This is a genomic window from Brucella intermedia LMG 3301 (assembly GCF_000182645.1).
In the GTDB taxonomy this organism is placed as follows: Bacteria; Pseudomonadota; Alphaproteobacteria; order Rhizobiales; family Rhizobiaceae; genus Brucella; species Brucella intermedia.
The window spans coordinates 26854-52784 of the sequence record NZ_ACQA01000001.1; the positions used below are offsets into that span (position 1 = coordinate 26854).

The following is a 25931-nucleotide window of genomic DNA, read 5'->3' on the forward strand; positions in this document are numbered from 1 at the left end:
AAATCGGGCATCTGATCGGAAAATATTTCTTTTCAGTGCAGTATTCACAAAATGACCTACTCAAAGATCCAGAACATCCTCCCGGGACTTGGCCTGAGCGTCGCCGTTGCAATCGCGGCGATCGGAATTGAGAGGGTCGAGGAACATTATGCGGGTCGCGCCTGGCTCGAAGCGCTGGTGATCGCCATTCTCCTCGGCACGCTCGTGCGGACGTTCCTGCGTCCGGGTCCGCAGTTCAACAAGGGTATCGGCTTCTCGGCCAAGCTGCTTCTGGAGATCGCCGTGGTGCTGCTCGGCGCGTCCATCAGCGCGAGCGCTGTCGTGGCTGCGGGTTCGGGGCTCATTTTCGGCATTGCCGGCGTTGTGGTGCTGGCCATTACGCTCAGCTACGGGATCGGGCGTCTGCTGAAACTTCCGCACCGCATGGCCGTGCTGGTCGCCTGCGGCAATTCCATTTGCGGTAATTCCGCCATCGCCGCAACCGCACCGGTCATCGGTGCGGAAAGCGAGGACGTGGCGGCTTCCATCGCCTTCACTGCAATTCTGGGCGTGGCCGTCGTGCTGCTTCTGCCGCTGCTGGTGCCGCTTCTGGGGCTGTCGCACACGCAATATGGCGTGCTGGCTGGCCTGACCGTCTATGCCGTGCCGCAGGTTCTGGCCGCCACCGCCCCGGTCGCCACGATCAGCGTGCAGCTTGGCACGCTGGTGAAGCTCGTGCGCGTGCTGATGCTGGGACCGGTCATCCTGGCTCTGGCGCTACTTGCCGGAAACAAGGACGCGAATGCCAAGCCTGGCTTCTTCCAGCTTGTTCCTTGGTTCATCCTCGGCTTCCTCGGCATGATGGCGCTGCATTCGCTGCATCTGATACCGGAATCGATCCTGCCCGGTATCCAGTCTGCTTCGACGATCCTCACCATCGTTTCCATGGCGGCCCTTGGCCTCGGCGTGGATATCCGTTCGGTGGCTTCCGCCGGTGGCCGCGTCACGCTGACGGCAGTGCTTTCGCTGGTGGCTCTCGGCGCCATCAGCCTTGGCCTGATCCATATGCTCAGTGTTGCCTAGCTCGATCGGACAATAAAAAGGCTTTAGTGAAATGTGTGAAAGGCCGGGATGGTGATATCCCGGCCGTTCTTCTGCGAGCATTGCGCTTCGATTTGCATTGGCAGCGTTCTCTATGACGTGGTGCTGCAAGATCGTTTACCCGCCAATGTGCGTGTCCCCATTCAATAAAAAAAAGCCCGCCATAAGGCGGGCTTTTCCATGTTCGGTCGAAGAGGGAAAGATTAGTTCTTTTCCTGCTTCTTCAGAGCGGCACCGAGGATGTCGCCGAGCGAAGCGCCGGAGTCGGACGAACCGTACTGAGCGACAGCTTCCTTTTCTTCGGCGATTTCGAGCGCCTTGATCGAGACCTGCAGCTTGCGGGTCTTCTTGTCGAAGGCGATGACGCGGGCGTCAACCTTCTGACCGACCGTGAAGCGTTCCGGACGCTGTTCGTCGCGGTCACGCGACAGATCCGAACGCTTGATGAAGCTTTCCAGATCGTGGTCGACGAGACGGACTTCGAGGCCACCGTCGGTAACGGCGGTCACTTCGCAGGTCACAACGGCGTTCTTGCGCAGTTCGCCCGAAGCTGCTGCTTCGCCGACCTTGTCGCCGGAAAGCTGCTTGATGCCGAGCGAGATGCGTTCCTTCTCGACGTCAACGTCGAGAACGACAGCCTTGACGACTTCACCCTTGTTGTACTCTTCGATGACCTGTTCGCCCGGACGGTTCCAGTCGAGGTCGGAGAGGTGAACCATGCCGTCAACGTCGCCGTCGAGGCCGATGAACAGGCCGAATTCGGTCTTGTTCTTGACTTCGCCTTCAACAACGGTGCCGACAGGGTACTTCTGGGCAAAGGTCGTCCACGGATTGTCGAGGGTCTGCTTGAGGCCGAGCGAGATACGGCGCTTGACCGGATCAACTTCGAGCACAACGACTTCGACTTCCTGCGTGGTGGAAAGAATCTTGCCCGGATGGACATTCTTCTTGGTCCACGACATTTCGGAAACGTGGATGAGGCCTTCGATGCCCGGCTCGATTTCGACGAACGCACCGTAGTCGGTGATGTTCGTGACGGTGCCGGTGATCTTCTTGCCGATCGGGTACTTCGCGCCGATGCCATCCCAAGGATCGTTCTCGAGCTGCTTCATGCCGAGCGAGATACGATGGGTTTCCTGGTTGATGCGGATGATCTGCACCTTGACCGTCTGGCCGATGGTGAGGATTTCCGACGGATGGTTGACGCGGCGCCATGCCATGTCGGTCACGTGCAGCAGACCGTCGATGCCGCCGAGGTCGACGAACGCACCGTAATCGGTGATGTTCTTGACGACGCCTTCAACGACCTGACCTTCTTCAAGGTTCTGGACGATTTCCGAACGCTGTTCCGCACGGCTTTCTTCAAGAACGGTACGGCGCGAGACAACGATGTTGCCGCGACGCTTGTCCATCTTGAGGATTTCGAACGGTTGCGGGACGTGCATGAGCGGGGTGACGTCGCGGATCGGACGGATGTCGACCTGCGAACGCGGCAGGAAGGCAACAGCGCCGTCGAGGTCGACGGTGAAACCACCCTTGACCTGATTGAAGATCACGCCATCGACGCGCTCGCCATTGGCGAACTTCTGCTCGAGCTTGACCCAGCTTTCTTCACGGCGTGCTTTTTCGCGCGACAGGACTGCTTCGCCCAGAGCGTTTTCGATGCGCTCGACGTAGACTTCCACTTCGTCGCCCGGCTTCAGCGAGCCGTCTTTGCCCTTTGCGCCGAATTCCTTCAGCGGCACGCGGCCTTCGACCTTCAGACCGGCGTCGATGATCGCCATGTCCTTTTCAATGGCCACGATGCGGCCCTTGACGACATAACCTTCAGCAAGGTCGTTCGTGGCAAAGGATTCCGCCAGCAGCGACTCGAAGTCTGCGAGGGATGGATTGAATTCTGACATGAATACTCCTGGTGCATCCGGAAAATTCATCGGATGCAGCGCCGGGGGTTAGTGTTGCGTTATGCCCGACCTCGGCCCCGTCTTTGCAGACAACCGGCGCGTGGAACGCGAAGTCAGGCTTTTCAGTATGAGTGCAGCCTATATAGGTCCGAACTCAGGATAATCCAGCGTTTCGAGGCACAATGATATCCGAAAGGCCTTAAAACCTGCCGGATTTCATCCCCGATGCTGCGCCAAAGCGTGATCGATCAGCTTTTTTGCGGCCAGAAATGCCGCTTCTATACTCATTTCGCTCGTATCAAGCAAGTGCGCGTCTTCCGCGGGCTTCAAGGGAGAATCGATCCGGTTCGTGTCACGCTCGTCGCGCTTCCTGAGATCGGCAAGGATTTCCGCAAGATCGGCCTTCTCGCCGCGCGCCACGATCTCCTCATGGCGGCGCTCCGCACGCACTTCGGGCGACGCCGTGACGAAGAGCTTTATCGCCGCATCGGGACAGACGACGGTGCCGATGTCGCGCCCGTCAAGCACGCTCGAGGGCAGGGCATTGGCAAAATTGCGCTGCGCTTCGACGAGCGCCCGCCTGACCTTCGGCATGACCGCGACCTTGGAGGCCGCCTCCCCGATGGTGTGGGCGGAAAGGACGGCCTTGTCCATCTCGCGCAGGTCGAGATTGCGTGCTGCCTCAGCCGCCACCGCCTCGTCATCGAGCGGCAGGCCCTTGTCGAGAAGCGCCTTGGCGACGGCGCGATAGGTCAGCCCCGTATCCAGATGCGGCATGCCGTAGTGAATGGCGATGCGCCGGGCAAGGGTTCCCTTGCCCGAAGCGGCCGGTCCGTCGATGGCGACGATAAACGGCGTCATTGCGCGTTGCTCAACTCGATCTTCGCGCCCAGTCCCGGCATCATGTCCATGAATTCGGGGAAGGACGTGGCGATCATGTTGCTGTCGTCAACCGTCACCGGCTTTTCCGCCGCAAGGCCCATCACGAGGAAGCTCATTGCGATACGATGATCGAGATGGGTTGCAACCGTGCCGCCGCCCAGTCCCTTGCCGTCGGGACGACCGCGAACCGTCAGCGACATCTCGCCTTCGGTGCAATCGACGCCATTGGCTTCAAGGCCGCGGGCAACCGCTGCCAGACGATCCGATTCCTTGACGCGCAGTTCGTCGAGCCCGTCCATCACGGTTTCGCCTTCCGCGAAGGAGGCGGCAATCGCCAGGACCGGATATTCGTCGATCATCGACGGCGCACGTTCCGGCGGAACGACGACGCCCTTGAGCTTCGAAGCCCTGACGCGCAGATCGGCGACGTCTTCGCCGCCTGCAAGACGGGCATTGAGCACTTCGATATCGGCGCCCATTTCCTGCAAGGTGAGGATGAGGCCGGTACGGGTCGGGTTCATCAGCACGTTGCGGATGGTGACGTCGGAACCTTCCACCAGAAGGGCGGCAACGAGCGGGAAGGCGGTCGACGACGGATCGCCCGGCACGTCGATGGTCTGGCCGACAAGCTTGCCCTGGCCGGTGATGCGGATATGACGCACGCCATCCTTGTCGGTCTCGACCGTGAGGTCGGCGCCAAAGCCCTGCAGCATCTTTTCGGTGTGGTCGCGGGTCATGACCGGCTCGATGACCGTGGTGACGCCCGGCGTATTGAGACCGGCGAGCAGCACCGCGGATTTTACCTGCGCGGAGGCCATCGGCACGCGATAGGTGATCGGATTGGCCGTCTTCGGGCCGATCAGCGTCAGCGGCATGCGGTCGCCATCGGCTGCTTCCACCTGAACGCCCATTTCGCGCAACGGGTTCAGCACGCGGCCCATCGGGCGCTTCGACAGCGAGGCGTCGCCGATAAAGGAGGTCTTCATGTCATAGGTGCCGACAAGGCCCATGGTGAGGCGCGCGCCGGTTCCGGCATTGCCGAAATCGAGCGCTGCTTCGGGCTGCAACAGGCAGCCATTGCCGACGCCGTTGATGATCCAGACATCGCCCTCTTTACGGATTTTCGCGCCCATGGCCTGCATGGCGCGGCCTGTATTGATGACGTCCTCGCCTTCCAGAAGGCCGGTGATGCGGGTTTCGCCCGATGCGAGACCGCCAAACATGAAGGAGCGATGCGAGATGGACTTGTCGCCCGGAATGCGGATTTCGCCCGTGAGTGCCTCCGAGCGGCGGGCGGTTGCTGGTTTCGGGGATGCAGAATGGGACATGGATTTTTCACAGTCACATTTTTGGCGCGATCACGCGCCGGGATTGAGAGATAAGCGGGGCTTCCCTAGCATAGTAATATTGTGTGGTCATCCGCGAATACGCGGCGCAGGCGACACGGAGGCGGAAGAGTCTGCATATGCGCGTGCGTTTGGCTTTGACAAACGCGCCAAATTGCGTTTATGCACCGGACAACACTGTAAACGCGCTTGAGACTTGCCCCTTGCCATATGGTTCAGTGAGCAGCATGGTGATGGGCTGTATGCTTCGAGGCAGGCATCCCGGCGCGATAATATGAATTTGTGTCCCCGTGCAAATTAACGAGGCTAGACGTGGCAAAAGCTGAACTTGGTACCAAGCGTATCGACCCGGAAACGGGCAAGAAATTTTACGATCTCAATCGTGATCCGATCGTTTCGCCTTACACCGGCATTTCCTATCCGCGGTCCTATTTCGACTCCACGCTTGAAAGCCGTGTCGTTGAAGAGGAAACCGAAGAGGAAGAACTGGATACGGCACTGGAAAAGCCGGATTTCGTCTCGCTCGAGGATGCCGACGACGAAACCAAGGGCGGCGGCGACGATCTGCCGGATATCGACGACGACGATGTCGATCTGGGCGACGACGATGACGACACCTTCCTCGAAGAAGAGGAAGACGAGGACGACGACATGTCGGGCATTCTCGGTGGCGGCGTCGGCGGCGACGACGAAGAAGGCTGATCCATTCAGCCGGTCCGGACATGATGCTTTTGCGAGGCGGCCTTCGGGTCGCCTCGTTTCGTTTTGGGCGCCTCTTGCATGGAAGACCGCCGCGATCTGTGAATTATTTTTGGCAGATGTGAAAAGAGTTGCGATTTAGCTCTTGATCTTCTCGCGAACGCCATTTAATAAGCCGCCACACCGGGCAGCAAGTCCTGCCTGGCCCACCTCGAATGAGGTCTGATGGGGCCATAGCTCAGCTGGGAGAGCGCCTGCATGGCATGCAGGAGGTCAGCGGTTCGATCCCGCTTGGCTCCACCAAATTTTCCTTCCCGACAAGCCAGTCACAGACCAGTTCGATCATCGCGACAGCTGTCATCGAACCAGCAATGTTTCGCGCCGGAAAACCGCGCGACATTCGACCGGCTTTCCCGGACGGCCATGCTCGACAACTCCCAAAAAATTGGTAAGTAGAGTTTCGTAAAAGTAATTTTCATGGCTTTTGTGAATGAGCAGGCTTCCTGATTTCGATGGATTGCGGTTTCTATTGTGTATAGGGATCGCCGTCTTTCATTTTTCCTTCCGAATTCCGGTGAAGAATGAAACATTGAATGAATTTATATTAGCCTTTTCTTATTTTACAGATGTCTTCTTTATCGTTTCCGGGCTCTTTCTGGCGCGGCGGCGGAATTATCTTTGGAGCTGGCCCCGTTATGTGGCTTTCGTCGGCAAGCGGCTGGCGCGGATTTATCCGCTGCACGTGGTTGCCTTTTCCTGTTTCGCGCTGCTATCCGCCCTCGCGGCGGCGGGAATCCTGCATCCTCTGGGCGAGCACAGTACAAGCTGGCGCGACGGGCTGGCCCAGTTGCTGCTGGTTCACAATTGGGGATTGGGCCACACCTCCTCCTACAATTATGTCAGCTGGTCGCTGAGCGCGCTTCTGGCCATGTATCTGGCTTTCCCGCTGTTCGACATGGTGTGCCGCCGTTTCGGGAGCTGGGTCCTCGTGGGCGTCATTGTTGCGACTGTGGCAGGCGAATATCTTGCGCAAAAGCTCGGCGTCCTGTCGCTTACCCGCATTCAGCTGTCCAATGTGGGCGTCTTCCGGGCCTTGCCTTCCTTTCTCTTCGGGATGTGGCTTGCCCGCAGGGAACATCCGGCCATGCCGGGGGCGGTCGTCAAAAGCCTGCTTGCCGCCTGCCTCGCCGTCTTTCTGTTCTGCCACCCGGAAAACGGCCCGGGCGAACCCCACACGCTGGAAGGTCCCTTGCGGCTGGCATTCATTTATACGGGCGTCTATGTGCTCTATCTCGCATCCAGTCAGGGCATTTATACGCCGCTGCAATGGCGCGGGCTGGCAAGCCTCTCCCGTTACAGCTTTGGCATCTTCATCCTGCATCCGCTGGTCGGGATGATGTTTTTCCGAATGGCGCCGGAGCGATGGAACGAGACGACGGCGGGCGCGGTTCTGGTCATCTGTGGGGCTGCTGTCGCCAGCGTGTTGACGGCGGCTGCTGCCTATCACCTGTTCGAGAATCCGCTCCACCGCTGGCTGGTGAAAAGGCTCGATGTTTGGGTCGGCGGATATGGGCGCGGCTCTGCCGAAGCCACGCAAGGCTGCCTGCCTGTCGTCCGATAGGCAGGCGTGCCACCCGATCGGTCAGGCCGTGCGCGTCGTGCCGCTGTCCTGCCGCATCAGATAGAGCGATGCGCCGACGATCAGCGCGGCCCCCGGCCAGAAGTTGATGCCGGGCGCGGCGGCAAAAACGATCCAGCCAAAAATCACATTGATCGGCAGTCTCAGATCGTCGAACGGCTGCAGATAAACCGCATCCGCGATCGAATAGGCTGCAATCTGGAAATATTGCGCCAGGGCAGTGAAAGCCCCGATGACGATTAATATCGACCAGATCTCGACGCTCGGCGCGGCGATTGCCGTCATGCTGAGGCCGGATGCCAGCCAGAGCGCTGCATTGATGGGGGTGAGCAGCACCAGCATATAGGCCGAAATGCTGGCGGGCCTTTCAAAACGGGTCAGATATTTGGTCATCACCGAATAGCCCGCCCACAGTGCGGCGGCGAGGACCGGCAGCAGCGAATAGACCGTATAGGAATCCGACCAGGGCGCGATGATGACCAGGGCGCCGACAAACCCGGCGAATGTGGTGAGCAGCCGCGCCGGCGTGACCTTTTCCCGCAGAAACAGCCGCGCGCAAAGGATGACGAAGAACGGCGAGGTCATGGACAGGGCGACCACCTGCCAGATCGGCACATGGGTCAGCGCGTAGATCCAGACCTGCACGCCGGCTGCGGCCAGCGCGACGCGCATGACATGCAGACCGAAGCGGCTGGTGCGCAGGGCTCCCGCGCCATCGCGAATGAGCATGGGCAGTGTCAGCACCAGCGCGATCACATATTGCCAGAAGGCGATGATGACGGATGGAATGCCGGTACGCGTTCCCGCCCATTGGGTGGCGACGTTGACTGCGGCATAGGCCGAACAGGCCGCGACCATCAGCGCTGCGCCGCGCACGGTCGGTTTCAAAGTTGGGGCAGAGGCAAGTTGGCTCAACGGTTTCTTCCTTCGGAGCATTTTGCAGCCAGATGAAAACATCTGGCGACGCAAAGATGCGGCAAAACGATAGGGCGCGTTCCGCTTTCGCCGGAACTTGCCCTGGCAAGCCTGTCACCTCAGGGTACGGGAAGAAAAACAACACAATGAAGACGGCAAGCCGTCCGGCACGCGCATGCTTCCAACCTCGTTCTCTTTCATCCGGACTATGACCGTCGGCTTCGGAATTGCACCGAATCTGCTGACCCTGACACATTTGCCGTGACAGGCGCTCGCGGGCTTCGGGTCTTGACCCGTTACCGCCGGTGGGGAGTTTCACCCCGCCCTGAGAACTGGATATCTTTCTTGCGCCGAAGGCAGGAACTGCACTCCGGTGCTGGCTTTAAATAGGCCACGCTTTTTTGCATGGCAAGACAGTCGCTGCTCATGCGGCAATGATGCGTTGCTGATGCCTCTTCTTGCGCCCTTGACCGCCAGCCCATGGGAAAAGCATGGACGGATCGGAAACTCTCTTCTAGAAATCCGTGACGGAGTTGATCGGGAGAGGATCTGCTCCGCATGGTTCTGGGAGGAATGATGAGCACCAACGCAGTCCCCACGCAGCTTTCGCATGACCGCCCCCTGTGGCAGCCGGATGCGGGGCGCATCGCCGCCAGCAATCTGGAGCAGTTCCGCATTCGCGCCGAACAGCGCACGGGCCTGAGCCTGCCGGATTATGCCGCGCTGCATCGCTGGTCTGTCGAGGATCGCGCCGGTTTCTGGCAGCTTGTGTGGGATTTCTGCGAGGTCGTCGGCGAGCGCGGCAATACGGCCCTTGTCGATAATGGCCATATGCGCGACGCAAAATTTTTCCCCGATGCAAAGCTCAACTTTGCGGAAAATCTCCTGCGTAAGACAGGAAGCGAAGAGGCGATCGTTTTTCGCGGCGAGGACAAGGTCGAGCGCCGTCTGACCTGGGACGATCTTCACGCGCTGGTGTCGAGATTGCAGCAGTTCATGCTGGCGGAAGGCGTTGAACCCGGCGATCGTGTAGCGGGCATGATGCCCAACATGCCGGAGGCGGTTGCTCTCATGCTGGCCGCTTCGTCCATCGGCGCGGTCTGGTCTTCCTGTTCGCCAGATTTCGGCGTGCAGGGTGTGCTCGATCGTTTCGGCCAGATCGAGCCGAAGCTTTTCTTCGCCTGCGACGGCTACTGGTATAACGGAAAGCGCATCGACGTGGCCGGCAAGGTTGCCGAAGTGACGACAAAACTGCCGGGGCTGAAGCGGGCTGTCATCGTCACCTATCTGGGCGAAGCGGAAGCCGTGGCCGACAAGGCGGAAAAGGGCATTGCGCTCGATGCGGCGCTGGAGCCATTTCACGCGAAAGAGGTCGGGTTCACGCGGCTGCCCTTCGATCATCCGCTTTATATCCTCTTTTCTTCCGGCACGACGGGCATTCCCAAATGCATCGTGCATCGGGCGGGCGGCGTGCTGTTGCAGCATCTGAAGGAACACCGCCTCCACGCGGATTTGCGCGAGGATGACCGCTTCTTCTACTTCACCACCTGCGGCTGGATGATGTGGAACTGGCTGGCTTCGGGCATCGCCTCCGGCGCAACGCTGCTGCTCTATGACGGTTCGCCCTTCTATCCCGACGGCAATGTTCTGTTCGACTATGCCGCCGCCGAGCGCATGACCTATTTCGGCACGTCGGCGAAATTCATCGATGCCGTGCTGAAAGCCGGGCTGAAGCCCGGTGAGACGCATGATCTGTCGGCGCTGCGCACCATTTCGTCCACCGGTTCGCCGCTGTCGCCAGAAGGCTTTGCCTTCGTCTATGAGGCGATCAAGAGCGACGTGCATCTTGCCTCCATTTCCGGCGGCACGGATATCGTGTCCTGCTTCGTGCTCGGCGTCCCGACGGAACCGGTGTGGCTCGGCGAAATCCAGGGGCCGGGCCTTGGCATGGCGGTCGATGTCTGGAACGACGATGGCAAGCCGGTGCGGGGCGAGAAGGGCGAACTGGTTTGCACCAGGGCTTTCCCCTGCATGCCGCTGGAATTCTGGAACGATCCGGAGGGCGCGAAATATCAGGCCGCCTATTTCGAGCGTTTCGACAATATCTGGTGCCACGGCGATTTTGCCGAATGGACCGGGCATGACGGCATCGTCATCCATGGCCGTTCGGATGCGACGCTCAATCCCGGCGGCGTGCGCATCGGTACGGCGGAAATCTACAATCAGGTCGAGCAGATGCCGGAAGTCGCGGAGGCGCTCTGCATCGGGCAGGACTGGGACAAGGATGTGCGGGTGGTGCTGTTCGTGCGGCTTGCCGAGGGTGTCGCGCTGGACGACGATCTCAAGGCCCGCATCAAGGCGAAAATCCGTACCGGCGCCACGCCGCGCCATGTCCCGGCGAAAATCGTCGCCGTCCGCGATATTCCGCGCACCAAGTCGGGAAAGATCGTGGAACTGGCCGTGCGCGACATCGTGCATGGACGCGAGGTGAAGAACCGCGAGGCGCTGGCCAATCCGGAAGCCCTCGAGCTCTATCGCGACATTGCCGAGCTTCATGAGGACTGATTTGACCATCCTGCAACTGTTTGGAATGGCCGGGTAGCGAGCGCAACAAAATTTCGTTATCCGGCAATAAATAGCCACAGAACGCCACGCAAGGCCATTGCCTATTTGACCGCCACGGGACACTCTGCCTTCAACATAAGCCATCCTGCAGAGGATGGCCGCCGGGCAGAACTTGTGGAGGACGAGTATGTTTGCATCGGGCCAAAATTGGGGGGGCATGAATTTCGGTCTTGGCGAGGAGATCGAAGCCCTTCGCGATACGGTGCGCCGTTTTGCGGAAAGCCGCATTGCGCCGCTGGCCGCTGAAACCGACCGCAACAATCAATTTCCCATGCATCTGTGGCGTGAACTGGGTGAGCTTGGCGTGCTTGGCATCACCGCGCCTGAAGACTATGGCGGCGCCGGCATGGGCTATGTTGCCCATTGCATCGCGATGGAAGAAATCAGCCGCGCTTCCGCCTCCATCGGCCTCAGCTACGGTGCGCATTCCAATCTCTGCGTCAACCAGATCACCCGCAACGGCTCGCCCGGACAGCGTGAGAAATATCTGCCGAAACTCATTTCCGGCGAGCATGTCGGCGCGCTGGCCATGTCCGAGCCGGGGGCCGGTTCCGACGTCGTTTCGATGAAGCTTCACGCCGAAAAGCGCGGCGAGCGCTATATTCTCAACGGCAACAAGATGTGGATCACCAACGGCCCCGATGCCGATGTGCTGGTGGTCTATGCCAAGACCGATCCGTCGGCAGGCCCGCGCGGGATCAGCGCCTTCATCGTCGAAAAAACCTTCAAGGGCTTTTCGACCGCGCAAAAGCTCGACAAGCTCGGCATGCGCGGCTCCAACACCTGCGAACTGGTGTTCGAGGATTGCGAAGTGCCTGCCGAAAACCTGCTCGGGACCGAAGGCAAGGGCGTCAATGTGCTGATGTCGGGCCTTGATTATGAGCGCGTGGTGCTGGCGGGCGGACCGCTCGGCATCATGGCGGCGTGTCTTGATGTCGTGGTGCCCTATGTGCATGAGCGCAAGCAGTTCGACCAGCCAATCGGCGAATTCCAGCTCATGCAGGGCAAGCTTGCCGACATGTATGTGACCTTCAACGCCTCGCGCGCCTATACCTATGCGGTGGCGGCTGCCTGCGACCGGGGCGAGACCTCGCGCAAGGATGCGGCGGGCTGCATCCTCTATACGGCTGAAAACGCCACGCAGATGGCCTTGCAGGCGATCCAGGCGCTGGGCGGCAATGGCTATATCAACGATTATCCGACCGGACGCCTGCTGCGCGATGCCAAGCTTTATGAAATCGGCGCAGGCACATCGGAAATCCGGCGCATGCTGATCGGGCGGGAACTGTTTCAGGAGACCCGTTGATGGCGGTTCTCAAATCTGAAATTTCCACCCGAAGCGCCAGCTTCGAGGCCAACCGCAAGGCGATGCTGGCGGCAATCGACGTGGTGGCGGAAGCCTCGCGCATTGCGATCGATGGCGGCGGCGAGAAAGCCCGCGAACGTCATGTTTCGCGCGGAAAACTGCTGCCGCGTGAGCGCGTGGCGCAATTGCTCGATCCGGGCTCTCCCTTTCTCGAAGTGGGGCTGACGGCGGCGCATGGCATGTATGAGGGGGCGGCTCCTTCGGCTGGCATCATCACCGGCATCGGGCGTGTCTCCGGCCGCGACTGCATGATCGTCTGCAACGATGCGACGGTGAAGGGCGGCACCTATTATCCGGTGACGGTGAAGAAGCACCTGCGTGCGCAGGAAATCGCGGGCGAAAACCGTCTGCCCTGCATTTATCTGGTCGATTCCGGCGGGGCCAACCTGCCCAATCAGGACGAAGTTTTCCCTGATCGCGACCATTTCGGGCGCATCTTCTATAATCAGGCGCATATGTCGGCGGCGGGCATTCCGCAGGTCGCCGTGGTCATGGGGTCATGCACGGCAGGCGGTGCCTACGTGCCCGCCATGAGCGACGAAACGGTGATCGTGCGCGGTCAGGGCACGATCTTTCTGGCGGGTCCGCCATTGGTCAAGGCTGCAACCGGCGAGGTGGTGAGCGCGGAAGATCTTGGCGGCGGCGATGTGCACACGCGGCTTTCCGGCGTCGCCGATCATCTGGCCAATGATGACGCCCATGCCTTGCAGATCGCGCGCGCCATTGCCGCCAATCTCAACAGCGAGAAGCGCGGCTTCATTTCGCGTGGCGATGGCGCTGCCCCGCTTTACGACCCGGAGGAGCTTCTGGGCGTCGTTTCCGCCGATACGCGCATTCCCTATGATGTGCGCGAGGTGATCGCACGGCTGGTCGACGGTTCGGATTTCGATGAGTTCAAGGCGCGTTACGGCACCACTTTGGTGTGCGGTTTTGCCAGCGTCTATGGCATGCCGGTCGGCATCATTGCCAATAATGGCGTGCTGTTTTCGGAAGCAGCGCTGAAGGGCGCGCATTTCATCGAGCTTTGCTGCCAGCGCAATATTCCGCTGGTGTTCTTGCAGAACATTACTGGCTTCATGGTCGGGCGCAAATACGAAGCCGAAGGCATCGCGAAGAACGGCGCCAAGCTGGTGACGGCGGTGGCAACCGCCAATGTGCCGAAGATCACCATGCTGATCGGCGCATCCTATGGCGCGGGCAATTACGGCATGGCGGGGCGGGCCTATTCGCCGCGCTTCCTGTGGACATGGCCGAACAGCCGTATCGCGGTGATGGGCGGCGAACAGGCGGCAGGCGTGCTTGCAACCGTCAGGCGCGAGGGGATCGAACGCACGGGCGGCACATGGTCGGCGGAGGAGGAAGCGGAATTCAGGCGCCCGACGCTGGAAATGTTCGAGCGCCAGAGCCATCCGCTCTATGCCTCGGCGCGGCTTTGGGATGACGGCATCGTCGATCCGCGCAAGAGCCGCGAAGTGCTGGGCCTGTCGCTTTCCGCCACGCTGAACGCGCCGGTCGAGCCGACGCGCTTCGGCCTGTTTAGAATGTGAGGCAATCAGATGTTTAGCAAAATACTGATTGCCAATCGCGGAGAAATTGCCTGCCGGGTCATCCGCACGGCGCGCAAACTGGGCATTGCAACGGTTGCGATCTATTCCGATGCGGATGCCGGTGCACTGCATGTCGAGATGGCCGACGAGGCGGTGCGGGTCGGCCCTGCCATTTCCGCGCAGAGCTATCTGAATGTCGAGGCGATCATCAAGGCCGCAAGGCAAACCGGCGCTGAGGCCATCCATCCGGGCTATGGTTTCCTGTCCGAAAATGCCGGCTTCGTGGATGCGGTCGAGGCGGCGGGCCTCACTTTCATCGGCCCTTCGGCCAGGGCCATTCGCGCCATGGGGCTGAAGGATGCCGCCAAGGCGCTGATGGAAAAGGCAGGTGTGCCTGTCGTTCCGGGCTATCACGGCGACAATCAGGATGGCGCCTTCCTCAAAAGCGAGGCCGACCGCATCACCTATCCGGTGCTCATCAAGGCGCGCGCAGGCGGCGGCGGCAAGGGCATGCGCCGTGTCGATCAGCCAGACGATTTCGCGGCAGCACTCGACAGTGCGCGGCGCGAGGCGGAAGCCTCTTTTGGCGACGGCGCCGTGCTGGTCGAAAAATACTTGGCGAAGCCGCGCCATATCGAGGTGCAGGTCTTTGGCGACAGCCACGGCAATGCCGTGCATCTGTTCGAGCGCGATTGCTCGCTGCAACGCCGCCATCAAAAGGTGATCGAGGAAGCGCCTGCCCCCGGCATGATGCCGGAAATGCGCGCCGCCATGGGCGAGGCGGCGGTGAAGGCCGCGCTCGCCATCGGTTATTGCGGCGCGGGCACGGTGGAGTTCATCGCCGATGTGTCGGAAGGGCTGCGACCGGACCGCTTCTTCTTCATGGAAATGAACACGCGCCTGCAAGTGGAGCATCCGGTGACGGAAGCCATCACCGGGCTTGATCTGGTCGAATGGCAATTGCGTGTGGCTTCCGGCGAGGCGCTGCCGAAACGTCAGGACGAAGTTTCCATAAACGGCTGGGCCTTCGAGGTGCGGCTTTATGCGGAAGACCCGGCGCGTGATTTTCTGCCTGCCACCGGCAAGCTCGCTCTGTTCGCGCAGCCTGAAAATGCCCGTGTCGATTCGGGTGTGCGAACCGGCGATACGATCACGCCGTTCTATGATCCGATGATCGCAAAGATCATCGCCCATGGCGCAACGCGCGATGAGGCACTGAACCGGCTTGATGCGGCACTAAACAAGACCCGGATTGCGGGCCTCGTCACCAATCGCCAGTTCCTGTCGTCGCTTTGCAATCTTGAAGCTTTCCGCACGGGCGATGTCGATACGGGCCTGATCGGGCGCGAGGCGGCGGCGCTTTTCACCGCTGAGCCACCTTCGGATATTGCCTTTGCGCTGGCCGCGCTTGGTGCGCTCGACCTTCTGGATGCGCCGCAAGAAGGTGATCCCCCACGTGATCCATGGACGAACTTGCGCGGGTTCCGGCTGTGGGGCGAGGCATCGCGCTCGATTCTGCTCGATCATCACGGCGAGCGCCGCGTGGTCAGCTTTACGGCCAGAGGCGGCCGGCATTTCGGCTTCGCCTTCGGCGAACTGGAAATCCGTGCCCATGAAAACGGGCTGGTTCGTTTTGCTGTCGATGGCCGCATGAGGGAGGCATCGGTCTCGCGCATCAGGCATGATGTGACGGTGCAATTCGAGGGCCGGGACACCATATTTCATCATGTGCAGTCGCTGGGCGCGGAAGAGGATGCTTCGAGCGAAAGCCGCATCCTGTCGCCGATGCCGGGGCGGGTAGCGCTGGTTTCCGTCGTGGAAGGTGCAAGCGTCGCCAAGGGCGATCCGCTGGTGACGATCGAGGCGATGAAGATGGAACTGTCACTGACCGCGCCGCGAGACGGCAAGATTGCATCCGTAACCGTTGTGGCGGGCGATCAGGTCAGTGAAGGTGCATTGCTGGTCGAGTTGGAGGAGCAACATGGCTGAACACGTGGAAATCGTTGAAATGGCTGCGCGTGATGGCCTGCAGAATGAGAAGCGGTTTGTGCCGACAGCCGACAAGATCGCGCTGATCGACCGCCTGTCCGATTGCGGCTATTCTCGCATCGAGGCGACAAGCTTCGTCAGCCCCAAATGGGTGCCGCAACTGGCCGACAGCACGGAAGTGATGGCCGGGATCAGGCGCGCCGACAGCGTGCGTTATTCGGCGCTGGTGCCCAACATGAAGGGCTATGAGGGTGCTGCTGCCGCCAATGTCGATGAGATTGCGGTTTTCATTTCCGCCTCGGAAGGTTTTTCAAAGGCCAATATCAACTGCTCAATCGCGGAAAGCATCGAGCGCCTGTCTCCGGTCATCGGCGCGGCCATCAATGACGGCCTGGCCATTCGCGGCTATGTGAGCTGCGTGGTCGAATGCCCGTATGATGGGCCGGTGGCCCCGCAGGCGGTTGCCGATGTGACCGAGCAGCTCTTTTCGCTCGGCTGTCACGAGGTGAGCCTTGGCGACACCATCGGGCGCGGCACGCGGGACAAGGTTGCCGCCATGCTCGATGCCGTGCTGTCCATCGCACCGGCGCACAGCCTTGCCGGTCATTATCACGACACTGGCGGGCGGGCGCTCGACAATATCCGCGTCAGCCTGGAAAAAGGCCTGCGCGTGTTCGATGCATCGGTTGGCGGTCTTGGCGGCTGCCCTTTTGCGCCGGGCGCGAGGGGCAATGTCGATACGGTTGCCGTTGTCGAAATGCTGCATGGATCAGGGTTTGAAACCGGCCTTGATCTGGACAAGCTGAAGCAGGCTTCCCTGTTCGCGCAAAGCCTGCGTCAGGATAAAGCCGCATGAAGGATTTCGAGACGCTTCAAATCGCTGTCGATCAGCGCGGCGTCGCGACGCTGACGCTCAACCGGCCCGACCAGCATAATGCCCTGTCCGGCCTGATGATCGATGAGTTGACGACGGCAGCGCTGCAACTGGCGGATAATGAAGCCGTCCGCATCGTGATCCTGACCGGCGCGGGCGCGAGCTTTTGCGCGGGCGGCGACCTTGGCTGGATGCAGGAACAGGTCAAGGCGACGCGCACGCAGCGCATCGAGGAGGCGCGCAAGCTTGCCCTCATGCTGAAAGCGCTGCGCGACCTGCCGAAGCCCTTGATCGGTCGCATCAACGGGCAGGCCTATGGCGGTGGCGTTGGCCTCATCAGCGTGTGCGATGCGGCAATCAGTATTTCCGGCGCGCGCTTCGGGCTGACGGAAACGAAGCTTGCCCTGATACCGGCCACCATCAGCCCCTATGTGGTGGCGCGTATCGGCCAGGCCAACGCGCTGCGCACATTCACCTCGGCGCGGCTGTTCGATGCCGAGGAGGGGCGGCGCATCGGCCTGTTGCACGATGTGGTCGAGGCGGAGCGTCTTGATGCGGCGGTGGAGGCGGAGATCAAACCCTATTTCGCCACCGCGCCCGCAGCCGTTGCAGCATCCAAGCGGCTGGTCCATGCGCTGGGCGCGCCGATCGACGAGGCGGTGATCGACATGACGCTTACCCGCCTTGCCGACACATGGGAGACACCGGAGGCCGCGGAAGGGATCGCGGCCTTTTTTGCGAAGAGATCACCATCATGGAAGAAGGAGGGAGGAGCCAGTTAGGAGGAGGCGGTTTTTCGTTGTATTTGCGGGTACTTGGCCCCTTGCAATCGGAAGCCGGAAATGCATTCTTATTACATCATGAAAGCTCGCTCCCGTTCCGGAGCATGATTCCGAAAGGGCGAATGCTATTTCGGATAATATTATGGCTCCGGCCTCTTCGAGGCGGCGGTGTCGCGTGCTTTGAAGCGCATCCCGAAAAGTGTGAAACGGTTTTCGGGCAAGATGCGCGTTGATGCATATGATTTGGAGCGTCTGGCGCTCTGAATCACCCCTTTGAGATCATGCGATGAACAAAAGGGAGGGCCCGGCAATTCGGCAGCGCGGATGCGCTGAGATTTGACCGGCATGGGTTGTCTCGGGGCCGTCGGAGGACGCTGCCCCACCAAAGGAGAAAAAGAATGAACCTGAAACTTCTGTCCAGCGTGGCTTTCGCAGCTACACTCGGCTTTGCTAGCGCCGCCTATGCAGACATCACCATCGGCGTCGTTGCACCGCTGACCGGTCCTGTCGCCGCTTTCGGTGACCAGGTGAAGAAGGGCGCGGAAACCGCCGTCGAAGTCATCAACAAGGCTGGCGGCATCAAGGGCGAGAAAGTCGTTCTGAAGTTTGCCGACGATGCCGGTGAACCGAAGCAGGGCGTTTCCGCCGCCAACCAGATCGTCGGCGACGGCATCAAGTTCGTTGTCGGCCCGGTCACGACCGGCGTCGCCATTCCGGTTTCCGACGTTTTCGCGGAAAACAACGTCCTGATGGTCACCCCGACCGCCACCGGCCCGGACCTGACCGCGCGCAATCTGGAAAACGTGTTCCGCACCTGCGGCCGCGACGACCAGCAGGCCGAAGTCATGGCCGATTACGTCCTGAAGAACATGAAGGACAAGAAGGTCGCCGTGATCCACGACAAGGGTGCCTATGGCAAGGGTCTGGCCGACGCTTTCAAGGCGGCGATCAACAAGGGTGGCGTCACGGAAGTGCATTATGATTCCGTCACGCCGGGCGACAAGGATTTCTCCGCGCTCGTCACCAAGCTTAAGTCTGCCGGTGCCGAAGTGGTCTATTTCGGCGGCTACCATGCCGAAGGCGGTCTCCTGTCGCGCCAGCTGCACGATGCCGGTCTCCAGGCCCTGGTTCTCGGCGGCGAAGGCCTGTCCAACACCGAATATTGGGCAATCGGCGGCACCAACGCGCAGGGCACGCTCTTCACCAACGCCAAGGACGCCACCAAGAACCCGGCCTCCAAGGATGCCATCGAGGCACTGAAGGCCAAGAACATCCCGGCTGAAGCCTTCACCATGAACGCCTATGCCGCCGTGGAAGTCATCAAGGCTGGCATCGAACGCGCCGGCTCCGCCGATGACTCGGCTGCCGTCGCCAAGGCTCTGCATGACGGCAAGCCGATCGAAACGGCCATCGGCACGCTGACCTACGGCGCCAGCGGCGACCTCAGCTCGCCGAGCTTCGACATCTTCAAGTGGGATGGCGGCAAGATCGTCGGCCTCGAATAAGGTCATTGCCTGAAAGAGAGCGCATCCCGAAAACTGTGAAACGGTTTTCGGATAGGATGCGCAGCCCAAGTAAACAGAAAACGCCGGGGTTTCGCCCCGGCGTTTTGCGTTTGTGGAGCGGCAGGGTCAGGAGCCGGTATAACCCGAGTTCGGCTTCGATAGCCTCGAATGTCTTTTCCATCGCATAGGTTGGGCTCAGCGGAAAACCGAAATGCCCGTAGGCGATGGACAATTGTCGTTCGGCCTTGCTCTCGCTGCCCTTGGCGATTGCCGCCACATAGAGCGCGGCAGCAAGCCCCGTGCGGTCGGAGCCTGATTTGCAATGGATGAGCACCGGCTTTTCCGCATTCTGCATCAGCGCGATCAACTGTCTGGTCTGTGCAGGATTGAGTTGCTTGCTGGATGACATTGCGAAATCGGTGTGGCTGATGCCGAGCGTCTTCGCGGCGGCGATCTCCTCATCGTACCATTTCGATCCGGGTTCGGCGCCGCGCAGATTGATGATCGTCTTTATGCCGTAAAGCTTCTGCATTGACGCGATGCGCGCGGGATCGGGCTGGTTGGAGCGATAGGCCTGCCCGACGACGATGGCGTGGATATTGCCCTTATATTGCAGCGTATAGAGATAGCCGCCCATGACGCTTCCGCCGATGAGCAGCCCAAGCCCGGCCAGCCGGACGTAAGTAAAGGACCAATCGATATATCTGCGAAAGAACGACATAATGGCCTCATCCGAATGAAAGAATATAATAAAATAAACCGCGCAGAAATTTTCTTCTTGGTTTTCGCGGAAAATATACTAAGAATTTGACCTAATCTTGTCCTTGGAGGCAAGAGTTTGATGTTTATGTTTAAGTTATTTTTTAATTAGGGTCCCGCAGTTACGTGCGGGAAATTTGTTGGAACAGGCGTCTGTCCGGTGTGGGGTGTCGGTTGAACGGGCGGTTTTTCGTGGCTTAAGCTTCGGTTAACCATGTCTGTTTAATCTGTGACCGTGGATGGGGCAGTTAGCGGAGCAGGTTTATGCAGCGCTACAGATTTGACGATAAAAGAATTCTGATCGAGGCAATTGTTGAGTTACTCAACCGGGGCGTTGAGCCCGACGAACTCGATCTCGTATTGAGCCGGATCGGTCCGGTCGATCTCGATTTGATGCGGCAATGCCTGATCGAGGTATGGAACTACAATCATCCCGAACTGGCTGAAGCGCCGATGGCGGCCTGACGGCAAGTTCTGCGGGACAGGCATCGAACCGCGAAGCGGGGTGAATGCCGACGGAATTGAGCGCGATGCGGCGCTCGCACGGGAATACGGCAGTTGCCGGCACGGTTTGGGGCCGAAACTGTCGGGGCAGGGCCGGGTTGGACCGGTTTTGGAGCAATCTGGCCACTGCCCGCAATGTCATATTCCTGAAACGCAGACGGGTTATATCCATATGCGTATCGGGAATTCACTTGGGATCGTGATCACGGATGTACTGGCGCAACTCAGGTGAAAGCGGAAGGTCGGGTTCAGCCCGGCCTTTTTCGCGTCGAGCGCATGTCTCCCGAAAGCGGGAGCTGCCTTCGAATTTTTGCTGAAAATGCTTTATGAAAGACATTGCCTGCCGCCATTTCCGGAGGCGGCGCGATCTTCTTCTGTCAGGAAAGCGGTTCATGATACGCCATATCGTCCTCATCAAATTCAGGCCCGAACTCGAAGCCGCGCAGATCGAAGAGAGGTTGCAGTCGGTCGTCGCGCTCAAGGACAAGATCGGCGGCATCCTGTCGGTCACGGCAGGCGAAAACAACAGTCCTGAAAATCTTGAAAAGGGATTTCGCCACGGCTTCGTCGTGGATTTCGCGGATGGCGCGGCGCGTGACGCCTATCTTCCGCATCCCGAACACGCAAAGGTCGGCAAAAGCCTGGTCGAAGCAGCCGAGGGCGGCATCGAGGGCATATTGGTGTTCGACTACGCGATCTGAGTTTTGCCGAGCCACGCGGCGTGGCTCGGACGGCGCCCAGCATTTCCAGCAAAAGTGGGAAACGGTTTTGCGCTCGGTAAAGCCAATAGCGAAAACGGTTCTGAAGATTCTGTCAGAACAAGAACAAGGCTAAAGCACCAGCCCGCCCACGCCCATGCGGGACAGGTCGTCGGCGGTAAGCGCAATCCCCGCCATCAGGCGATCCAGTACCCGGTCGAGACTGTTTTCGCGGGCGCTGCGCGCCGATCCGGGCGCGGCGACAATATATTTGCCGTCGTGCTGGCCCAGAACCAGCAGATTGCCGGGATCGACCGGCATGCCGATGCGCAGGATTTCGCCGCCCGAAATGCGGATCGATTGCGGCACGATATCCGCCTCGTCGGCAACCGCCGAAGCGCTGAAAATCACGATGATGTCGCAGGCCCTGCCCACGTCCGCGATGGCCGAAGCCAGCGCCGCCTGATCGTGCGCGACGCGCTTTTCGCAAACAAGCGTCCCGCCATTGCGGACCGCACGCTTTTCCATCAGCTCGCGGGTCTTCTCCAGAACCGTCTCGCGTATGGAAGGAAGGCGCGACTGGATCAGGCCGATCCGCGCGCCATTGAAGGCGCAGACATGCAGCGCGGGCCGAGCATCGAGGCTTATCTCATGCAGGAGCGTCTCCGGCACGGCAAAAGGAATGATCTTGACGGTGGCGATCATCTGACCGGCTTCCACCCGCACATGGTTGCGCAGCGTCGCGATGGAAATGCGCGCATCATGTGCGTTGATGGCATCAATACGGTCTGCATCTGCCAAAAACATGCCGTTCTTCCGGGCGTGCAGGTTGACGCGCCCGGTCGTGGCGTTGCCGGTTTCCACATCGGCGGAAGCAATTATGCGCGCGATGGCAAGTGCCGCCTCGTCCTCGCCAATGTCGCCCTGTTCCATACGCGCGGCCAGCACCGAGCCTACGCCGGCCTCCCGCAGCACGGCGAGGTTGAGCGCATCGAGAACCGTGCCTTTACGCAAGGTGAGCGCACCCGCGGTCGTCGCATAGCCGAGGATCGCGCCTTCGGCTTCCTCGAGCCGCATTTCGGCAAATATCATCTCTACCCCCAATTCCCCCCAACTTCCGCGTGAAATTCCAATAGAACATAATCCAACCCGAGTGAAACCCGAAGGATCGGGATTATGCATTGGGAGGCCCCGTTAGAGCGCGTTTTGACCTGATTGGATCAGAAAGGCGCTCTAAATTATTCTGTTTCGAGCATAATCTTATCGATCCTCGTTTCACTCCGGTCGGATTATGCTCTAAACCCGCGTGGCTGTTGGGCATTTTCGTGAATCCAGTGAGAAACACGTGACCGTCGGTTCACGGCGGATCCGGTAAAATCCCATCACGATCCCGTTCATTCGTGCGAAAAACGGTGGTTTTCATCTTGCAAACCCCGCTCTTTGGGCCTATTCGCTGCGCATCCTGATGGCTGGCGGCCCCTCGCCGCTCCAAGACAGCGCCGCATCGGCACCGGGCCGGATTGTTCCCGCAGAAGGTCCGCTTTTGGGCGCGACATTACGATCCAGCACAATTTTCGTCAGACACGTGACAAACGCGACTATTCGTTATAACGGTACTTTTGGAAATTTCAGAATTTACCGAAAACTAGGAAATGACGCATGCGCCGGAGGTGACACTCTGCGCGCAGGATGGAAAGACAAATGAAACACGGCACCCCCCGGACGATCGTTTCGTTCGCCGTCATGGCCCTCACGGCGTTTCTCGCCGGCTGCGAGAACCAGGTCCTTCTGTCCCCGAAAGGGGAAGTCGGCATGGCAGAACGCGATCTCATCTTCTTTGCGACCGGCATCATGCTGCTTGTCGTGCTTCCCGTCATCTTCATGACGCTCTACTTCGCCTGGAAGTACCGCGCCTCGAACGAGAAGGCGGATTACCAGCCCGACTGGCACCACTCGACAAAGATCGAGCTTGCCGTCTGGCTCATCCCGATGGCGATCATTGTGGTTCTGGGTACGGTCACCTGGATCAGCACCCACAAGCTCGACCCGTATCGTCCGCTGGAATCGAACGCGAAGCCGATCAATGTGGAAGTCGTCGCGCTCGACTGGAAATGGCTTTTCATCTATCCCGACCAGGGCATCGCCACCGTCAATGAAATGGCAATGCCGGTCGATGTGCCGGTCAATTTCAAGCTGACCTCCAGCAACATCATGAACTCCTTCTTCATTCCGCAGCTCGGCAGCCAGGTCTACACCATGCCAAGCATGCAGACGAAGCTGCATCTGGTTGCCAATCATGCAGGCGAGTTCGACGGTATCTCCGCCAACTATAGCGGTCAGGGTTTCGCCCAGATGCGCTTCAAGGCGCATGCCTACAACCAGGCCGACTTCGACAAGTGGGTGGCCGATGTAAAGGCCAAGGCGAATGGCGAAGAGCTGAGCCGCGACCGTTACGCTTCGCTGGTCCAGCCGAGCGAGAAGGTTCCGCCGCAGTTCTTCACCTATAGTGACCAGGCGCTGTTCCACAACATCGTGAACCGCTGCTGGGACGGCAAGTCCGTCTGCCTCGACGATGAAATGCATCGTCAACAGATGATCCGCGAAGCGCGCGCCAACCTGCGCAAGTCTTCGCCCGTCGATTTCAGCCAGTGGGCGAGCGACATCATCTGCGCAGTCCAGCCGCAGCGCCTCTCGCAGCTCGAAAACTGATGTGCCGATAGGCCCGTGACCTCGCAAGAGGTCGCGGCCATCCGCATTCAATCCCTTGTTTCACGCGGTTCCGGAACGATGGCCTTCATGCGCCGTCCCGGAATTGCTCCAATCGAAGCGTGATAAAAATGTTCGGAAAACTTACGCTCGAAGCGATACCCTTTCACGAGCCAATCATCATGGTCACTTTGGCCGCGGTGGCTGGCGGGGCGCTCGCTATTCTGGCAGCCATAACCTACTACCGCAAATGGGCGCCGCTCTGGAACGACTGGCTGACGTCGGTCGACCACAAGCGCATTGGCGTGATGTATATCATCCTCGCACTCGTGATGCTGTTCCGCGGCTTCTCGGATGCCGTGATGATGCGCGCCCAGCAGGCGCTCGCTTCCGGGGCCAATGAAGGCTTCCTGCCGCCGCACCACTACGATCAGGTCTTTACCGCCCATGGCGTGATCATGATCTTCTTCGTGGCGATGCCCTTCATCGTCGGCCTGATGAACTTCGCCGTGCCGCTTCAGATCGGCGCGCGCGACGTGGCTTTCCCCTACCTCAACTCGCTCAGCTTCTGGCTGACGGTTGCCGGTGCGATCCTCGTCAACATCTCGCTCGGCGTCGGCGAATTCGCCAAGACCGGCTGGCTGGCCTATCCGCCACTTTCCGGCAAGGAGTTCAGTCCGGATGTCGGGGTGGATTATTATATCTGGGCCTTGCAGATTTCCGGCATGGGCACGCTGCTTTCGGGCGTCAACCTCATCACCACCATCATCAAGATGCGTGCGCCCGGCATGGGCATGATGCAGGTTCCGGTCTTCACCTGGACCGCGCTCTGCTCCAACGTGCTGATCGTCGCGGCCTTCCCGATCCTCACCGTCACGCTGGCGCTCCTGTCGCTCGACCGCTATCTGGATTTCCACTTCTTCACCAATGATGCCGGTGGCAATCCGATGATGTATGTGAACCTCATCTGGATCTGGGGTCACCCGGAAGTCTACATTCTGGTCCTGCCGTGCTTCGGCATCTTCTCGGAAATCGTGGCCACCTTCTCCGGCAAGCGCCTGTTCGGCTACAAGTCGATGGTTTACGCCACCGTCGCCATCACCATCCTGTCGTTCCTCGTCTGGGTCCACCACTTCTTCACCATGGGTGGCGGCGCCAACGTCAACGCCTTCTTCGGCGTGGCGACCATGATCATCTCCATCCCGACAGGGGCGAAGGTCTTCAACTGGCTCTTCACCATGTACAAGGGCCGCGTGCGCATGGAAACGCCGATCATGTGGACCATCGGCTTCATGTGCACCTTCGTCGTCGGCGGCATGACGGGCGTTCTGCTCGCGGTTCCACCGGCGGACTTCGTGCTGCACAACTCGGTGTTCCTGATCGCCCACTTCCACAATGTGATCATTTCGGGCGTTCTGTTCGGCTGCTTTGCCGGCCTCGTCTACTGGTGGCCGAAGGCTTTCGGCTTCAAGCTGAACGAACGTCTGGGCAAGAACGCCTTCTGGTGCTGGCTCGTCGGCTTTATCCTCGCCTTCATGCCGCTCTACGTGCTCGGCCTGATGGGCATGACCCGTCGTTTGAACCATACCGAAAACCCGGCATGGCACATCTATCTCATCGTTGCCGCCATCGGCGTTGCGATCATCCTTTGCGGCATCGTGTTCCAGGTTCTGCAGATCGCTGTTTCGATCCGCGACCGCGAAAAGCTGCGCGACAACAATGGCGACAGCTGGGGTACGGGCCGCACGCTCGAATGGTCGCTGGCTTCGCCGCCTGCCTTCTACAACTTCGCCGAAGTTCCGCATGTGCGCGATCATGACGGCTGGTGGGACATGAAGCAGAACGGCTATGTGCGCCGCACCGAAAAGTTCGCGCGCATCCACATGCCGAAGAACACCGGCACCGGCTTCATCATCGGCATGCTGAACATCCCGCTCGGCTTTGCCCTGGTATGGCACATCTGGTGGCTGGTGATCGCCTCCGCCCTCGCTGTGCTGGCCGTCGCCATCGCTCACTCCTTCAATAATGACAGAGACTTCTACGTCTCGGCCGATGAGGTGCAGGAAGTCGAAGACCTCCGTACCCGGCAACTGACTGCTCAGGAGGCCTGA

Annotated in this window: 20 protein-coding genes, 1 tRNA gene and 1 riboswitch; of the genes, 15 read left to right on the top strand and 6 right to left on the bottom strand. The window is 59.9% G+C overall.

The features are described from left to right. Positions 1 to 51: 51 nt before the first annotated feature. On the top strand, positions 52 to 1062 hold the full coding sequence (locus tag OINT_RS00135) for a YeiH family protein (RefSeq protein WP_006465742.1): 1011 nt from the start codon (positions 52 to 54) through the stop codon (positions 1060 to 1062). 221 nt (positions 1063 to 1283) lie between these two features. On the opposite strand, the gene rpsA is transcribed toward OINT_RS00135, so the two are convergent. From rpsA to aroA, 3 genes are all read right to left on the bottom strand, one after another. Then, positions 1284 to 2984 (bottom strand): 30S ribosomal protein S1, encoded by a 1701-nt coding sequence (gene rpsA / locus OINT_RS00140; RefSeq protein ID WP_006471225.1) that lies wholly within the window; start codon positions 2982 to 2984, stop codon positions 1284 to 1286. A 216-nt stretch (positions 2985 to 3200) separates the two neighbouring features. Beyond that, complete coding sequence (gene cmk, locus OINT_RS00145; protein ID WP_006465744.1) at positions 3201 to 3845, bottom strand: (d)CMP kinase; 645 nt, start codon at positions 3843 to 3845, stop codon at positions 3201 to 3203. Beyond that, the gene (gene aroA, locus OINT_RS00150; protein ID WP_006465745.1) at positions 3842 to 5194 is read right to left on the bottom strand and encodes a 3-phosphoshikimate 1-carboxyvinyltransferase; all 1353 of its coding nucleotides are present in this window, start codon (positions 5192 to 5194) and stop codon (positions 3842 to 3844) included. Before aroA ends, cmk begins: the two co-directional genes overlap by 4 nt. A gap of 330 nt (positions 5195 to 5524) precedes the next feature. Between aroA and OINT_RS00155 the strand changes: the two genes are divergently transcribed. The 3 genes from OINT_RS00155 (at position 5525) to OINT_RS00165 (ending at position 7532) form a co-directional block, all read left to right on the top strand. Continuing rightward, entirely contained in the window at positions 5525 to 5914 is a 390-nt protein-coding gene (locus tag OINT_RS00155) for a TIGR02300 family protein (RefSeq protein ID WP_006471224.1), read from the top strand. 224 nt (positions 5915 to 6138) lie between these two features. After that, a tRNA-Ala gene (locus OINT_RS00160) sits at positions 6139 to 6214 on the top strand. Between the two features lie 187 nt (positions 6215 to 6401). Continuing rightward, entirely contained in the window at positions 6402 to 7532 is a 1131-nt protein-coding gene (locus tag OINT_RS00165) for an acyltransferase family protein (RefSeq protein ID WP_006465747.1), read from the top strand. A gap of 21 nt (positions 7533 to 7553) precedes the next feature. Here the strand turns inward: OINT_RS00165 and OINT_RS00170 are convergent, their stop codons facing one another. Continuing rightward, positions 7554 to 8465, bottom strand: coding sequence for a DMT family transporter (locus tag OINT_RS00170; RefSeq protein WP_006471222.1), 912 nt, complete (start codon positions 8463 to 8465; stop codon positions 7554 to 7556). Positions 8466 to 8650: 185 nt separating this feature from the next. Beyond that, positions 8651 to 8802: riboswitch (FMN riboswitch) on the bottom strand. Between the two features lie 239 nt (positions 8803 to 9041). Between OINT_RS00170 and OINT_RS00175 the strand changes: the two genes are divergently transcribed. From OINT_RS00175 to OINT_RS00210, 7 genes are all read left to right on the top strand, one after another. Continuing rightward, positions 9042 to 11030, top strand: a complete 1989-nt coding sequence (locus OINT_RS00175; RefSeq protein WP_006471221.1) for an acetoacetate--CoA ligase — start codon at positions 9042 to 9044, stop codon at positions 11028 to 11030. A 187-nt stretch (positions 11031 to 11217) separates the two neighbouring features. After that, positions 11218 to 12396 (top strand): isovaleryl-CoA dehydrogenase, encoded by a 1179-nt coding sequence (locus OINT_RS00180; RefSeq protein WP_006471220.1) that lies wholly within the window; start codon positions 11218 to 11220, stop codon positions 12394 to 12396. Further along, positions 12396 to 14003 (top strand): carboxyl transferase domain-containing protein, encoded by a 1608-nt coding sequence (locus OINT_RS00185; RefSeq protein ID WP_006471219.1) that lies wholly within the window; start codon positions 12396 to 12398, stop codon positions 14001 to 14003. The genes OINT_RS00180 and OINT_RS00185 overlap by 1 nt, the downstream gene beginning before the upstream one ends. Positions 14004 to 14012: 9 nt before the next feature. Then, positions 14013 to 15992 (top strand): acetyl/propionyl/methylcrotonyl-CoA carboxylase subunit alpha, encoded by a 1980-nt coding sequence (locus OINT_RS00190; protein WP_006465752.1) that lies wholly within the window; start codon positions 14013 to 14015, stop codon positions 15990 to 15992. After that, a complete protein-coding gene (locus tag OINT_RS00195) occupies positions 15985 to 16848 on the top strand; it encodes a hydroxymethylglutaryl-CoA lyase (protein ID WP_006471218.1) in 864 nt (287 codons plus the stop codon). The genes OINT_RS00190 and OINT_RS00195 overlap by 8 nt, the downstream gene beginning before the upstream one ends. Further along, positions 16845 to 17648: a crotonase/enoyl-CoA hydratase family protein gene (locus tag OINT_RS00200; protein WP_006465756.1), complete on the top strand. Its 804-nt coding sequence runs from the start codon at positions 16845 to 16847 to the stop codon at positions 17646 to 17648. The genes OINT_RS00195 and OINT_RS00200 overlap by 4 nt, the downstream gene beginning before the upstream one ends. 398 nt (positions 17649 to 18046) lie before the next feature. After that, positions 18047 to 19153 (top strand): branched-chain amino acid ABC transporter substrate-binding protein, encoded by a 1107-nt coding sequence (locus OINT_RS00210; RefSeq protein ID WP_006471216.1) that lies wholly within the window; start codon positions 18047 to 18049, stop codon positions 19151 to 19153. Here the strand turns inward: OINT_RS00210 and OINT_RS00215 are convergent. Next, positions 19116 to 19874, bottom strand: a complete 759-nt coding sequence (locus OINT_RS00215; RefSeq protein ID WP_080556926.1) for a tyrosine-protein phosphatase — start codon at positions 19872 to 19874, stop codon at positions 19116 to 19118. The two genes, OINT_RS00210 and OINT_RS00215, sit on opposite strands and share 38 nt — an antisense overlap. Before the next feature lie 302 nt (positions 19875 to 20176). Between OINT_RS00215 and OINT_RS00220 the strand changes: the two genes are divergently transcribed. Then, positions 20177 to 20377 (top strand): hypothetical protein, encoded by a 201-nt coding sequence (locus tag OINT_RS00220; protein ID WP_006465760.1) that lies wholly within the window; start codon positions 20177 to 20179, stop codon positions 20375 to 20377. Between the two features lie 431 nt (positions 20378 to 20808). Continuing rightward, on the top strand, positions 20809 to 21117 hold the full coding sequence (locus OINT_RS00225) for a Dabb family protein (protein WP_025090690.1): 309 nt from the start codon (positions 20809 to 20811) through the stop codon (positions 21115 to 21117). Between the two features lie 129 nt (positions 21118 to 21246). Here the strand turns inward: OINT_RS00225 and OINT_RS00230 are convergent, their stop codons facing one another. After that, positions 21247 to 22206: a molybdopterin-binding protein gene (locus tag OINT_RS00230; RefSeq protein WP_006471214.1), complete on the bottom strand. Its 960-nt coding sequence runs from the start codon at positions 22204 to 22206 to the stop codon at positions 21247 to 21249. 609 nt (positions 22207 to 22815) lie between these two features. Here OINT_RS00230 and cyoA point away from each other — a divergent pair. Continuing rightward, entirely contained in the window at positions 22816 to 23823 is a 1008-nt protein-coding gene (gene cyoA, locus OINT_RS00235) for a ubiquinol oxidase subunit II (protein WP_006471213.1), read from the top strand. A gap of 128 nt (positions 23824 to 23951) precedes the next feature. After that, a complete protein-coding gene (gene cyoB / locus OINT_RS00240) occupies positions 23952 to 25931 on the top strand; it encodes a cytochrome o ubiquinol oxidase subunit I (RefSeq protein ID WP_006471212.1) in 1980 nt (659 codons plus the stop codon).

Coding starts and splice junctions, on each gene's coding strand:
- aroA (WP_006465745.1), bottom strand. CDS start 5,194: ATGTCCCATTCTGCATCCCCGAAACCAGCAACCGCCCGCCGCTCGGAG.
- OINT_RS00200 (WP_006465756.1), top strand. CDS start 16,845: ATGAAGGATTTCGAGACGCTTCAAATCGCTGTCGATCAGCGCGGCGTC.
- OINT_RS00230 (WP_006471214.1), bottom strand. CDS start 22,206: ATGATATTTGCCGAAATGCGGCTCGAGGAAGCCGAAGGCGCGATCCTC.
- cmk (WP_006465744.1), bottom strand. CDS start 3,845: ATGACGCCGTTTATCGTCGCCATCGACGGACCGGCCGCTTCGGGCAAG.
- OINT_RS00225 (WP_025090690.1), top strand. CDS start 20,809: ATGATACGCCATATCGTCCTCATCAAATTCAGGCCCGAACTCGAAGCC.
- cyoA (WP_006471213.1), top strand. CDS start 22,816: ATGAAACACGGCACCCCCCGGACGATCGTTTCGTTCGCCGTCATGGCC.
- rpsA (WP_006471225.1), bottom strand. CDS start 2,984: ATGTCAGAATTCAATCCATCCCTCGCAGACTTCGAGTCGCTGCTGGCG.
- OINT_RS00185 (WP_006471219.1), top strand. CDS start 12,396: ATGGCGGTTCTCAAATCTGAAATTTCCACCCGAAGCGCCAGCTTCGAG.
- OINT_RS00165 (WP_006465747.1), top strand. CDS start 6,402: ATGAGCAGGCTTCCTGATTTCGATGGATTGCGGTTTCTATTGTGTATA.
- OINT_RS00180 (WP_006471220.1), top strand. CDS start 11,218: ATGTTTGCATCGGGCCAAAATTGGGGGGGCATGAATTTCGGTCTTGGC.
- OINT_RS00220 (WP_006465760.1), top strand. CDS start 20,177: ATGCAGCGCTACAGATTTGACGATAAAAGAATTCTGATCGAGGCAATT.
- OINT_RS00215 (WP_080556926.1), bottom strand. CDS start 19,874: ATGTCGTTCTTTCGCAGATATATCGATTGGTCCTTTACTTACGTCCGG.
- OINT_RS00175 (WP_006471221.1), top strand. CDS start 9,042: ATGAGCACCAACGCAGTCCCCACGCAGCTTTCGCATGACCGCCCCCTG.
- cyoB (WP_006471212.1), top strand. CDS start 23,952: ATGTTCGGAAAACTTACGCTCGAAGCGATACCCTTTCACGAGCCAATC.
- OINT_RS00190 (WP_006465752.1), top strand. CDS start 14,013: ATGTTTAGCAAAATACTGATTGCCAATCGCGGAGAAATTGCCTGCCGG.
- OINT_RS00210 (WP_006471216.1), top strand. CDS start 18,047: ATGAACCTGAAACTTCTGTCCAGCGTGGCTTTCGCAGCTACACTCGGC.
- OINT_RS00135 (WP_006465742.1), top strand. CDS start 52: ATGACCTACTCAAAGATCCAGAACATCCTCCCGGGACTTGGCCTGAGC.
- OINT_RS00195 (WP_006471218.1), top strand. CDS start 15,985: ATGGCTGAACACGTGGAAATCGTTGAAATGGCTGCGCGTGATGGCCTG.